At 37.0% G+C, this 11647-nt stretch carries 13 protein-coding genes and 1 riboswitch; of the genes, 6 read left to right on the top strand and 7 right to left on the bottom strand.

Annotated elements, in window-relative coordinates; translation table 11 throughout:
- Positions 1-355: 355 nt before the first annotated feature.
- Positions 356-943 (top strand): lysophospholipid acyltransferase family protein, encoded by a 588-nt coding sequence (locus G5W_RS0116525; RefSeq protein ID WP_010098373.1) that lies wholly within the window; start codon positions 356-358, stop codon positions 941-943.
- Between the two features lie 63 nt (positions 944-1006).
- On the opposite strand, the gene G5W_RS0116520 is transcribed toward G5W_RS0116525, so the two are convergent.
- Complete coding sequence (locus tag G5W_RS0116520; RefSeq protein ID WP_010098372.1) at positions 1007-1492, bottom strand: QueT transporter family protein; 486 nt, start codon at positions 1490-1492, stop codon at positions 1007-1009.
- A gap of 7 nt (positions 1493-1499) precedes the next feature.
- Positions 1500-1544: riboswitch (PreQ1 riboswitch) on the bottom strand.
- Between the two features lie 200 nt (positions 1545-1744).
- Between G5W_RS0116520 and G5W_RS0116515 the strand changes: the two genes are divergently transcribed.
- On the top strand, positions 1745-2608 hold the full coding sequence (locus G5W_RS0116515; protein ID WP_010098371.1) for a VOC family protein: 864 nt from the start codon (positions 1745-1747) through the stop codon (positions 2606-2608).
- Between the two features lie 13 nt (positions 2609-2621).
- The gene (locus G5W_RS0116510; RefSeq protein ID WP_010098370.1) at positions 2622-3689 is read left to right on the top strand and encodes an LLM class flavin-dependent oxidoreductase; all 1068 of its coding nucleotides are present in this window, start codon (positions 2622-2624) and stop codon (positions 3687-3689) included.
- A gap of 71 nt (positions 3690-3760) precedes the next feature.
- Here the strand turns inward: G5W_RS0116510 and G5W_RS0116505 are convergent, their stop codons facing one another.
- The 4 genes from G5W_RS0116505 to G5W_RS0116490 all read right to left on the bottom strand — a co-directional run bounded on the left by G5W_RS0116505 (position 3761) and on the right by G5W_RS0116490 (position 6493).
- A complete protein-coding gene (locus G5W_RS0116505) occupies positions 3761-4363 on the bottom strand; it encodes an alpha/beta hydrolase (RefSeq protein WP_010098369.1) in 603 nt (200 codons plus the stop codon).
- Between the two features lie 30 nt (positions 4364-4393).
- Complete coding sequence (locus G5W_RS0116500; RefSeq protein ID WP_010098367.1) at positions 4394-4834, bottom strand: MarR family winged helix-turn-helix transcriptional regulator; 441 nt, start codon at positions 4832-4834, stop codon at positions 4394-4396.
- Between the two features lie 184 nt (positions 4835-5018).
- The gene (locus tag G5W_RS0116495; protein WP_010098365.1) at positions 5019-5765 is read right to left on the bottom strand and encodes an ABC transporter permease; all 747 of its coding nucleotides are present in this window, start codon (positions 5763-5765) and stop codon (positions 5019-5021) included.
- Positions 5762-6493: an ABC transporter ATP-binding protein gene (locus G5W_RS0116490; RefSeq protein WP_010098364.1), complete on the bottom strand. Its 732-nt coding sequence runs from the start codon at positions 6491-6493 to the stop codon at positions 5762-5764. The genes G5W_RS0116495 and G5W_RS0116490 overlap by 4 nt, the downstream gene beginning before the upstream one ends.
- A gap of 162 nt (positions 6494-6655) precedes the next feature.
- Here G5W_RS0116490 and G5W_RS0116485 point away from each other — a divergent pair, with 162 nt between their 5' ends.
- The gene (locus G5W_RS0116485; RefSeq protein ID WP_010098362.1) at positions 6656-7126 is read left to right on the top strand and encodes a hypothetical protein; all 471 of its coding nucleotides are present in this window, start codon (positions 6656-6658) and stop codon (positions 7124-7126) included.
- A gap of 243 nt (positions 7127-7369) precedes the next feature.
- Here G5W_RS0116485 and G5W_RS0116480 read toward each other — a convergent pair whose 3' ends face one another.
- On the bottom strand, positions 7370-8314 hold the full coding sequence (locus G5W_RS0116480) for an ATP-grasp domain-containing protein (RefSeq protein ID WP_010098360.1): 945 nt from the start codon (positions 8312-8314) through the stop codon (positions 7370-7372).
- Positions 8315-8424: 110 nt separating this feature from the next.
- A complete protein-coding gene (locus tag G5W_RS0116475; protein WP_010098359.1) occupies positions 8425-8841 on the bottom strand; it encodes a universal stress protein in 417 nt (138 codons plus the stop codon).
- Between the two features lie 230 nt (positions 8842-9071).
- Here G5W_RS0116475 and G5W_RS0116470 point away from each other — a divergent pair, with 230 nt between their 5' ends.
- Together G5W_RS0116470 and G5W_RS0116465 are read left to right on the top strand one after the other, a co-directional pair.
- Positions 9072-10550: a SulP family inorganic anion transporter gene (locus G5W_RS0116470; RefSeq protein WP_029191171.1), complete on the top strand. Its 1479-nt coding sequence runs from the start codon at positions 9072-9074 to the stop codon at positions 10548-10550.
- A 201-nt stretch (positions 10551-10751) separates the two neighbouring features.
- On the top strand, positions 10752-11603 hold the full coding sequence (locus G5W_RS0116465; protein WP_010098357.1) for a DUF2785 domain-containing protein: 852 nt from the start codon (positions 10752-10754) through the stop codon (positions 11601-11603).
- Positions 11604-11647 lie beyond the last annotated feature (44 nt).

Below are 11647 nucleotides of genomic sequence, written 5' to 3'. Positions count from 1 at the left end.
TAAATAGAACTCTTAAATAATTTTCTAATTTTTTCTCCTCCTAAATAAATTATATTAAACATATTCTCCATAATACTGAAAATCCCTTCTAATCATTAACTTTTTTTCAATAAATGTAAAAATGGTGATTTAGTATCAATACTTTATTCGTGAAAATGGATAAGTGAATTAACTATCTAGGTATATGGTATAACTTTTAAAATAAGACAGTAATTTAGATGTGGATCCAAGATAGTATTTTATATAAGTGGAGATGAGGCGAACGTCATAAGAAGGTAAGGTTATTTTTTGTACCAGGTGCTAATAGTTTATGGTAAAATTAATATAGTTTTTAGTAGAATTGAGGAGAAAGCATATGTATAAATTCGCAGCTTTTGTTGTTAAGATGTTCCTTAGTATATTTGGAAGAGTAAAGGTATTGGATAAAGAAAAATTACCGAAATCAGGCAGCTATGTTATTGCCTGTACCCATACAGGTTTTGTCGATATTTTATGGTTAGGAATTGCTACGCTACCGACAGAGATTCACTATATGGCAAAGAAAGAGCTTTTTCAAAATAAACCGCTTAAATGGTTAATGGAAAGCTTACATGCATTTCCGGTAGACCGTGAAAATCCAGGTCCTAGTGCCATTAAAACACCACGAAAGCTACTGAAGGAAGGGAAAGTGGTTGGTATTTTCCCGAGTGGTACTCGTTCAAGCGAGGATGTTCCACTAAAACGCGGAGCGGTTACTATCGCCGTTCATGGTGACGTGCCTATCGTACCAGCAGCATATGTTGGACCAAATAACTTTAAGGATTTATTCAAACGAATTAAACCTAGATTAATCTATGGTGAGCCAATCCATCTTCCAGAAGGGATGTCCAAGAAAGAAGGTATGGAGGTTCTTATGCACCAATTGGATCAGGAAATGAGATCATTACAAAGTAAAATACAATAAGAAAACCTTCGCAGTTCTCTATTATAGAGGCTGTGAAGGTTTTTATTTTACGTTAAAGATTTTCTAATCAATTAACTTATTAAAATTAATTCGTTTATGAAGTGCATACATAATCGGGATTCCGATAGCTAATACCACAAGTTCACCAGCTGCAGTAGTTAACCATGTTGCGAAAAATGGCCAGTCTGCAATAATGTTTAACTCCCAAGCAATAATGAACATATTAAATGAGAATACAACAGTATTAGCAATTAATAATATCCAGATATTCTTTACATACTTGGATAGTAAGATGATAATCCCTAATGATATTGCGGAATGTCCAACCCCAAAGACTAAATCTAGTTTTGACGGTGATAAAAGTAAGTTAGATATAAATACTCCAACCACAATACCAAAGAAATATTTCTTATTGAAGACAATAAGATGGTTGAAAATCTCCGCTACACGGAACTGCACATTCGTAAAACTAATTGGTGCAATCAATGCAGTTACTGCAATATACAGAGCTGCAATAAGCGCATTCACCACTAATGTTCTTGCTTTCATATTAATCTCTCCCTTAGTTTTTTTACGTGGGATGGTCTCGAACCACGTCTTGCAAGCAACTAATCTAGTATAGTATAAATTACCCAAAATAGAAAGAAGAATTTAGCGTTGTACATTCTATGTTCCAATCGAAATAAGAGAAGGAACCAAGGGAAAACTAACCTTACTATCTGTTGACAAAGTCTATAATGTTATCTATACTTACATTAAGTAAGTTAGTATAAAAAAGTAATCTAAAGGGTGGTTTTAAATATGGAAAAGAAATTCTTTCAAAAGCCCACAACCTTTGTTGGGGAAGTCAATATAAACGTAACAAATCTTCAAAAGTCATTAGATTTTTATCGACGTGTTTTCGGTTTTACAATTCTTAAACAGGAACAAGCAAAAGTGGTGTTGTCTGCTGACGGCAATCGACCAATCCTTATTTTGGAGCAACCTGAAGGCGTATCTCCTAAGGTAGGAAGGACTACAGGTCTTTATCACTTTGCAATATTATTGCCAAGAAGAGCAGATTTAGCAAACTTCCTAAAACATTTAGTCCAAACAGAAGGGCCGAATTTACGCTTAGGAGCATCGGATCACTTTGTTAGTGAGGCACTTTATTTCGACGACCCTGATGGAAATGGGATTGAAGTTGCTGTAGATAGAGAATCATCCGTATGGAATTGGAACGAGGGAATCGTAGATATGGGTACGGTTGCCCTTGATGCGAATAACCTTTTAGAAGAAAGTGATAAAGAATGGGATGGTATTCCAAAGGATACTGTAATGGGTCATATTCATTTACATGTTGCTGATTTGGAAGAAACAGAGAACTTCTATGTGAACGGACTTGGATTTGATATTGTAACAAGATATCCAGGTGCATTGTTTGCTTCTACAGGTGGGTATCACCATCATCTTGGTTTAAATGTATGGAATGGTGTTGGTGCACCTGCTCCTGTAAAAAATACTGTAGGGTTAAATTGGTTTACACTAGTTTTCGCTGATAATGCGACAAGAAAGCAAAAGATTGAAAGCCTTCAAAGTGTTGGAGCAGAAGTAGTCGCAGAAAATGATTATTATGTAACAAAGGATCCAGCGGGTAATACAATCCAGCTTCGTGTTGGCGAATAATTGAGGTTAGTCAATGGGAAAAGAGACACAGTCACAACTATTCGAAATTGGTGTATATACTTTAGCGGACATAGCAAGAAATCCTAACACAGGAGAGACAGTCAGCGCCAAACAACGTGTTCACGAAATCATTGAAGCGGCAAAGCTGGCTGATGAGGTAGGACTAGATGTATTTGGTGTAGGAGAACATCATCGGCTAGATTACGCGGTATCTTCTCCGCAAATGGTCTTATCGGCAATTGCTCAAGTAACGAGTAACATAAAGCTAACGAGTACTACAACGGTGTTAAACACGGTTGATCCTGTCCGATTATTTGAGGACTTTGCCATATTGGATTTAATCTCGAATGGTAGAGCGGAAATAACGACTGGTCGAGGTGTTTTTGTAGAATCATTTCCTCTGTTTGGGTATGACTTTAATGATTATGATGCATTGTTCGAGGAACATTTAAATTTATTGATGGAAATTAATAAAAATGAACAGGTTTCCTGGCAAGGGAAATTCCGTTCTTCATTAAATAATGCGGAAGTAGCCCCAAGACCTGACCAAAAGGAACTGCCTATTTGGGTAGGTGTTGGTGGCACGCCATTGAGTGCTCAAAGAGCTGGTAGACTTGGAACTGGTTTGACCGTAGCCATGATTGGCGGTACACATGACCGTTTTTTACCTCTAATTAATGCCTATTATGAAGCAGGCAAATTAGCTGGATATATGAAAGAACAAATGAAGGTTAGTGTGTCAGGACACGGTTATATAGCAGCAACTATGGAAGAGGCAAAAGATGAATTTTACCCATTTTATGCTAACTACATTCAGACGATCAATGAGCAACGTGGTATGAGGTCAGGTGTGTTGCAAAGAGAGGTTTTTGAACAATGGACGGTACCAGAAAGTGTTATGTTCATTGGTAGCCCAGATGAAATTGTTCAAAAAGTGCTAAGACAACGTGAACTATACGGACACAACCGATTTATGCTACAGACCGATATCGGTGGAGTGCCATTTGATAAAGTTGCCAAAACAATTGAGTTATTAGGAACAAAAGTAGCTCCTGTATTGCGACGAGAAATTAATAAGTGAAATAATTAAGGAATAAAAAGGTCAACAGTTTATTTAAAACTGTTGACCTTTACTCATTTCTAATTCAGTGTTTAAAGGTTCTTAAACCAATCAGCAGCTGCTCTAACTTCACTAATCGTTAATTGATGTCCTCTATTTTCCCAATGTATCTCTACAGTTGCGCCTGCACCTTCAAGTAAGGAATGAAGTTCTTCCGATTCTTGTGACGGGCAAATCGGGTCATTTGTACCTGCAGAAATGAAGACGTGTTTATTCTCAAGGTTCGGTAGTTCAATGCCTCTTCTCGGAACCATTGGGTGGTGTAGGCTAGCACCTCTTAATGCATCTTGATAATGGAACATTAAACTTGCAGCAATGTTTGCACCGTTAGAATAGCCTACGGCGACAATGTTTTTTCGGTCAAAATCGTATTTCTCAGCTGATTCATCCAAGAAATCATTTAGTTCTTTCGTACGGAAAATTAAATCCTCTTCATCAAAAACACCTTCTGCTAAGCGCTTGAAAAATCGAGGCATTCCATTCTCTAATACATTTCCACGTACACTTAAAATATTAGCTTCTTTATCAATGATTTCTGCTAGAGGGAGCAAATCCTGCTCCGTACCTCCTGTGCCATGCAATAAAAGAAGCGTTGGTTTATTCGGATTAGAACCCTTTTCGAAAATATGTCTCATACCTAGAATCCTCTCTTCTCATAGTAGTTATTACTGATCAGTCATTTCTTGTGCTTTACGACCGACGCGTTTTAGAACATCGATCACCATCACTTTCTCCTCATCTGATATATCATGCATCATTTCTTCGATAACACGTTGGTGTTCTGGGAAGATATCGTCCATGAGGTTTTTTCCTTCCTCAGTTATATGGATATAAACAACACGACGGTCATCTTTACAATGCTGTCTTTCAATCAGGCCTCTTTTTTCTAATTTATCGATAACATACGTAATGGAACCAGTATTGATTAGTACTGCTTCTGATACTTCACGTACGGTTAATCTTCCTTTATGGTAAAGTGCCTCAAGAATTTCAAAATCGGAAGGACGCATCCCACGACTACTGATGTCCTTTTTGATTTGTTCTTGGACAGATTTTGATGCTTTCATCAGAACAACAAATGCTTTTAATGAAAGATTCACACTCACTGTTACACCCTCTTTAAGATATAGATAGTTTAAATTAAGATATCTTTAATTAAATATATTTTACCGGAATACGAAAGATATGTCAAATGGACTAGGATTACCAGATAACCAAGTAGGAATTTATAAACATAAAAGAGAATCCCTCTAACAGTAGCTAGAGGGTGCACTTTACTTACCGATCTCTTCATTTCAAAAATTGCATCCGCTTATTAAATAATGTTGGATACGATAAAAATCCAAGCATGATACTTGTTACAACAGCAGTTGTTAGTAGTATGAACAAGATTAACAATTGAAATTGAACTGCTTGTACAGGATCTGCTCCAGCAATAATTTGCCCAGACATCATCCCGGGTAATTGCACAAGTCCAATCGTCTTCTGACTTTCAATCGTTGGTATTGTACTAGCCTTGATGGAGGTAATAAGCTGGTTATGAATAGCTTGTTTTGGTGTTCCACCTAAGGATAAAATTAGTTCTGTTTCGTCCTCATGATTCTCAATCTCAGCTGTGAAACGATTCAAAAATAATATACCGAGTACCATGGAATTACCAATGACCATTCCACTTATTGGTATGATATATTGTGGGGTTGGTGGTACGATATTTAACCCTAATAGAATACTTTGTGTTATTCCCTCGATAAATACGAAGGTTACAAAAAGCTTCCACGTAATTCCTTGTATAGCTGCACCTTTTTTTCTTGCATTTTGAGTAGCTGCTCCAATCATCAATAGAATCATAAGAAGAATAAAGATAAGGTTATCTGCTTCGAATACGTATTGCAGGATATACCCAACAGCTAATAATTGAATAATCGATCGCACTGTCGCGATAAGTGTATCTTTCTCTAATCCTAATTTAAGGGTGCGAGATAAAATCAGTGGGATTAGAACGAAAATAAGTGTCAGAGATAATGTAAGATAACTCATTCCACTTCCCCCCTTATGAATGCTTGGACCCGTTCATCTTTAGAGCCTTGAAGAAGGGAGCTCTCTATAGTTTCTATAACCTCACCATTCATCATGACCCATGTATAATGACCAATCTGTGTTGCTTGATCTAAGTTATGGGTAATCCATATCATGGTCGTGCCATATTTTTCATTTATTTTTACGATTAACTCTTCAATGTCATGCTGAGAGACTCGGTCCAATGAGGATGTAATCTCGTCAAGAAGTAATACCTTTGGCTTGTTTACAAGGGTCCGTGCAATCGAAAGCTTTTGTTTTTGCCCACCGGATAAGTCTTTTGCATTGCGATGGAGGAAGCCTTTATCCAAACCAACGTCATGTAATAGATCTCCTGCCTCCACTAAATCAATTTTCTTTCCCTGTAAGGTCAGAGGTAGTTCCAGATTATCTAAAACGGTACCTTTAATCATGGTCGCGCTCTGAAGGGCTATGCCTACTTTTCTCCTTAACTCAATTGGTTCGTATTCCTTAATGGATTTCCCTTTGATAAGGATTTCACCTGAGTCCGGTGAACTTAAACCATTACATAGTCTGAATAATGTTGATTTCCCGGCTCCAGATGGTCCAACTAGGGTTGTTATCTTTCCTTCAGGGAAAGTACCATTAATATCTTTTAAAATATGTGTCCCGCCAGCTGAATAATTTACATGAATGAACTCCACAAGGGGTCTTTCTACATTTTGCATAAGCATTCACTTCCTATAGTTGTAGCTATCATTAATATTCCAATTACATTGTATTAAATTCCTTTGTTATTTTACCAGAATAATCATTACAATAGATGAGGGTGGGAATAGTATGTTAATACAATTAAGAAGTTCCTATTAGATAAAACACAGCTATTAAAAATGGATGAGTTAGCATTATCTAACCAAGCTATTTCTGAGTTTGATGAAATATACAATAAATGTATTTCGACAGGTGTTATCCGTCATCTTACTTATACTAGTAAATACCCGTTGTTTATGTTTTTAAATTATGTAATAGAAAATAAAAATGTATTAGTGCACGGTTCAAACAACCATGACATCACACATTTTGAACCAAGAGATAGCTCTCTCTTTAAAGGCCAACCCATCAACGCAGTATTTGCTTCATCTGATGGAGTATGGTCATTATTTTTTGCGGTTAAAAATAGAGAAGAGCATATGTCAGTAAGAAACCTTTGTTTAACAATGCCAACTAAAAAAGGAAAGAAGCGGTATTATTATTTCTCAAGACATGATGATGAGGCTACAAGTATTTGGAGAGATGGGGCTATTTATATGTTCTCAAAGGATAAGTTCAAACAAGGAGGGATTAGAGATATGGGTTTGTGAAGAACCGATACAACCAATAGCGATACTAACCGTCACACCAAACGATTTTCCCTTTTTAGACAAGGTTATGATCCATAAAGACACGGACTCCATGGTTAATACGATTATGAAAGCTCTATTTAAGAAGAAGTAGTTTTTACATTAACTAATGATAACTACCCGAAAATAGTTAAAAGCTTGAGGTTTGAAAGTTTCCTCAAGCTTCATTGTGTGCTATTTTTCTTGAGAGAAATAGTAAATCATTTAGTGACTAGTAACCGTCAACTGTTCTCCAAGATACTTCGCTATTTCCAACATACCATATCTTCCAGCTTTCGCCTCTGCATCCGAGTTATAATTCGTATTCGTATTCACATCGTAAGTGAAGATGTCTCCATCACTGTTCTGAATAAATTCAATGCCAGCAATTTGGATATTATTTTCAGCTAGGAACCTTTCGTATTTCTCAATAACTGGATGTTCAAAGCCTTCTATAATCTCAAACTTCGGTTTGGCATCGATTTCCTCTCCGACTGGGCAGAACATATCCTCAATGACACAGGCATCAGCAGGACAAAGCTCAAATCCCTCTGAAGTATCGACACGGACGGCATAGACAAATTTTCCGCCTACAAATTCACAACGTGTGATATAAGACTCTGGTGCCTGGATGTATTCCTGAATTAATGTAATACCATCGATTGAGGGCTCAAACGTAGGTCCATATACATAGTTTTCTAATGCTTCAATCGAATGGAATAGCTGAACACCGAGACCTTTTCCAGCTCGATTATGCTTCGTAATAAAGGAAGGGAGATTTAGTTCTTTTGCAGCTTGAATGATTTGCTCCTTTCCTACAGCGGCGATTGTCTTTGGTGTACGAATCTGATTGGAATCAAGTGCCATATATTGATTTACTTTACTAACTTCTAGCCTTAATGCCCTACTTCCGTTATAAACCTTCCTTCCGTGTCTTTCTAACCAGGCTAGAACAGCTTCTGTTAATTCGGGTGCGAATCGGTGGTCTCTTGTGTGTGATGAGGCACTGATTCGATTATAGAACACCCCTTCAGGAGGGGTATCTACTAGGTTAACGACACCTTCATCTAAAAACCATTCTTCATATGGGAGTTGAAGCTCTTCTAAACGTTTTATTAAATGATCTGTCCATTCACGATTTTCATGAATGATGTATATTTTCTCTGACATACAGGACACCTCACTTGGAATTGTTGTATAAATCATACCAAACAACTCGGGATTAGGATATGTATATGCATGAAATAGGTAAAAAAACTCCCAAAAGGGGAGTTTAGGAATTATTTTACGATTAATACTGGGCTGGTGGCTCGCTTTGCTACTTTATGACTTACAGAGCCTAAAACCATTTCTTGAAACTTATTAAGTCCACGGCTCCCGAGCACAATGAGATCGTAATTATTTTTATTAGCGTAATCGACTATAGTAGGTCCTGGATCACCATTTAGGAAAATCACTTCAAATTTCACACCAGACTTTTTAGCTTTCTGAACGATAAATTCGAGTTTTCCTTTTCTAGCATCCTCTGCATCTTTTCCCCAGTTACTTAACACTTCATCTTTGGAATGCTTTGGATCGACAACATATATGATATCTACTTTCGTATCAGAGCTTAGCTTGGCAAGTTCAAATACTTTCTCCCCTGCTCTAATCGAGTGCTCTGATCCATCTGCTGCATAGAGAATTTTTTTAAACATGGTAATCCTCCTCTACTATTCTAGTAAAGCTTACTTCTGGATTTATTTAATTATAGCATATGTGGGCGATTTTTTTAGAAAAATGAAGGAAAAACAAGATAATGGCATTTGTTACCGTTTTCTTACACATTTCACAAAATGGCAGATTCTCGATATAATACACTTTGTTTGTTACGGTCCCGACTTTCGTGAGAGTCGAAAGTCAAAAATATAGGAAATAGAGGTGCATGATGAATTTAGCAAACTTAAAAAATGAATGGTTTGGAAATATCAGAGGAGATATTCTAGCTGGTATCGTTGTTGCGATAGCGTTAATTCCAGAAGCAATTGCATTCTCTGTTATTGCTGGGGTAGACCCGATGGTTGGTCTTTATGCTTCCTTTGCCATTGCGGTTACCATTGCTTTTGTTGGTGGGCGTCCGGGAATGATATCCGCGGCAACAGGTGCAACGGCATTATTAATGGTGACTCTTGTTGCAGAGCACGGATTGCAATATTTATTAGCAGCAACTATTCTCACGGGTATACTGCAAATAATCATGGGTGTTTTAAAGCTAGGACGGTTAATGAAATTTGTTCCTCGTTCGGTGATGATTGGCTTCGTTAACGCACTAGCAATCATGATATTTATGGCTCAGCTTGAGCACTTTTCAGGGGCGAATTGGGAGATGTATGCGATGCTTGCTGGTGCGTTAGCAATCATCTATATTTTACCAAGATTTGTGAAGGTTATCCCTGCACCCCTTGTAGCAATTATTGTGATCACGGCGATCGCAATTTTTACTGGAAGTAATGTGAAGACGGTGGGAGACATGGGTGAATTAACCCAATCGCTACCTATTTTCTTGTTTCCAGATATTCCACTAAACTTTGAAACATTGCAGATTATTTTCCCTTATGCTTTATCTATAGCAATTGTAGGACTAGTGGAGTCACTTCTAACAGCATCGATTGTAGATGATATGACAGATACAAAGAGTGATAAAAACAAAGAAGCAAGAGGACAAGGGATTGCGAATATTGTTTCAGGGCTATTCGGTGGAATGGCAGGTTGTGCGATGATTGGGCAATCTGTTATTAACGTGAAGTCAGGTGGACGTGGTAGATTATCTGCCTTTGTAGCGGGCGCATTTTTAATGATGCTGATTTTACTGTTCAACGGGCTTCTAGTACAAATTCCGATGGCGGTACTGGTTGGAGTTATGTTTATGGTTTCCATCAGTACATTTGATTGGTCTTCTATAAAAAATATCCGTAAAACCCCAATAACAGATACGATTGTGATGGTGGCTACAGTTGTGACGGTATTGTTTACACATGATTTATCAAAAGGTGTTCTTATTGGTATTATTTTAAGTGCGATTTTCTTTGCTGCGAAAATTTCAAAAGTGAAAGTAACCACATTGGATAGTAATGATGCGAAGAAGAAGGTGTATCGTGTTTCAGGACAACTGTTCTTTGCATCTGTTACGGATTTTGTCGATAGCTTTGCATACAAAGAAAATGTCGAAATCGTGAAACTAGATTTATCCGATGCACATATTTGGGATGATTCTGGTGTAGGTGCAATTGACAAAGTGGTACAGAAATATTATCAAAATGGCATCACAGTAGAAGTAGTCGGGCTAAATGATGAAAGCAATAAACTAGTGGATAAACTAGCAAATTATAATAAACCTGGTGGGTTAGACAATGTCGCTAGTCACTAGAAAAGGAAGAGAGTTAACGTTCGGTTAGCTCTCTTTTTTTGCTATTCGGCGGAAGAACTGCAGATATCGCTGAACTAATTGGAAAATCCGTTTGACGTATTAAAATTATCGCCGATGCCTGTTTTTGTGTATGTACTAAAAAGGATATTCACCCTATAAGATAGAATATAATTAGATTAAACAATTAAAAAGGGGATTCAAATGAATACAAGAGAATTAAAAAGGAAACTTACCCAATTTAGAGAAACTAATTTTCAAGATCCTGGCGATATTGACATTCGTACATTAACCAATGCGATGCTTGAACAGATTGGTAATACAGACCCGGAATTAAGAGATTCATTAATATATCCTAGTTTAACGAATTTAATTATTAATGGCGTTTATCCACGGTATGAGTTAACAAGGATTTTAAACGTTTGTTTAGACGAGTATCATCTGTTTTATCAAATTGATAAGAGAAGTGATGATGCTGTATTTACCCGTTCCTTCTCTTCGTTAATTATTGCGGTGTTATTATTTGTGAACGGACAACAAACGATAGTCGATGAGGAGGGATTGGATGAAGTAGCAACTAAACTCATCGATTATGTCAAAAGAGAAGTAGATGTCCGTGGTTATGTGGAAGGTAAAGGCTGGGCACACAGTATCGCACATATCGCAGATACATTAGATGAGCTAGTTAAACAACCACAACTAAAAGAAACTAGATTACAAGAAATAGCTATGCTAATCCTCGATAAAATGAGTTTTGATCAGGATTATTTCTTGTATGAAGAGGACGAGAGAATGGTTATTCCAATGATTTCGATTTTCCAAAAAGGCTTGGACCGAGAATTGTTGATTGATAGGATAAATCACATAACAACTGAGCTACAGGAAAACTATTCAAATGGGGGAGTAAATCACTTTATCAAGCGAACCAATATCAAACAGTTCTTAAGAAGTTTGATGCTACATTTAGAGGTTTTGGATACAGAACCTGAAATTCGCGATCATATTAAAAAAGAACTTAATGCTATTAATCAACCATACTATAATCTTTCTAGTTAAGCAGTTCATTTCTAAGTTCAAGGCAAATTACCCGAAAAGTGGGT

This window comes from Ornithinibacillus scapharcae TW25 (assembly GCF_000190475.1).
Lineage (GTDB): Bacteria > Bacillota > Bacilli > Bacillales > Amphibacillaceae > Ornithinibacillus > Ornithinibacillus scapharcae.
This window is presented reverse-complemented; position numbering and strand designations above follow the sequence as displayed.

Bases quoted from the DNA above. Each gene is read 5' to 3' on its own strand.
- G5W_RS0116525 (WP_010098373.1), top strand. From the start codon at position 356: ATGTATAAATTCGCAGCTTTTGTTGTTAAGATGTTCCTTAGTATATTT.
- G5W_RS0116520 (WP_010098372.1), bottom strand. From the start codon at position 1,492: ATGAAAGCAAGAACATTAGTGGTGAATGCGCTTATTGCAGCTCTGTAT.
- G5W_RS0116515 (WP_010098371.1), top strand. From the start codon at position 1,745: ATGGAAAAGAAATTCTTTCAAAAGCCCACAACCTTTGTTGGGGAAGTC.
- G5W_RS0116510 (WP_010098370.1), top strand. From the start codon at position 2,622: ATGGGAAAAGAGACACAGTCACAACTATTCGAAATTGGTGTATATACT.
- G5W_RS0116505 (WP_010098369.1), bottom strand. From the start codon at position 4,363: ATGAGACATATTTTCGAAAAGGGTTCTAATCCGAATAAACCAACGCTT.
- G5W_RS0116495 (WP_010098365.1), bottom strand. From the start codon at position 5,765: ATGAGTTATCTTACATTATCTCTGACACTTATTTTCGTTCTAATCCCA.
- G5W_RS0116490 (WP_010098364.1), bottom strand. From the start codon at position 6,493: ATGCAAAATGTAGAAAGACCCCTTGTGGAGTTCATTCATGTAAATTAT.
- G5W_RS0116485 (WP_010098362.1), top strand. From the start codon at position 6,656: ATGGATGAGTTAGCATTATCTAACCAAGCTATTTCTGAGTTTGATGAA.
- G5W_RS0116480 (WP_010098360.1), bottom strand. From the start codon at position 8,314: ATGTCAGAGAAAATATACATCATTCATGAAAATCGTGAATGGACAGAT.
- G5W_RS0116475 (WP_010098359.1), bottom strand. From the start codon at position 8,841: ATGTTTAAAAAAATTCTCTATGCAGCAGATGGATCAGAGCACTCGATT.
- G5W_RS0116470 (WP_029191171.1), top strand. From the start codon at position 9,072: ATGAATTTAGCAAACTTAAAAAATGAATGGTTTGGAAATATCAGAGGA.
- G5W_RS0116465 (WP_010098357.1), top strand. From the start codon at position 10,752: ATGAATACAAGAGAATTAAAAAGGAAACTTACCCAATTTAGAGAAACT.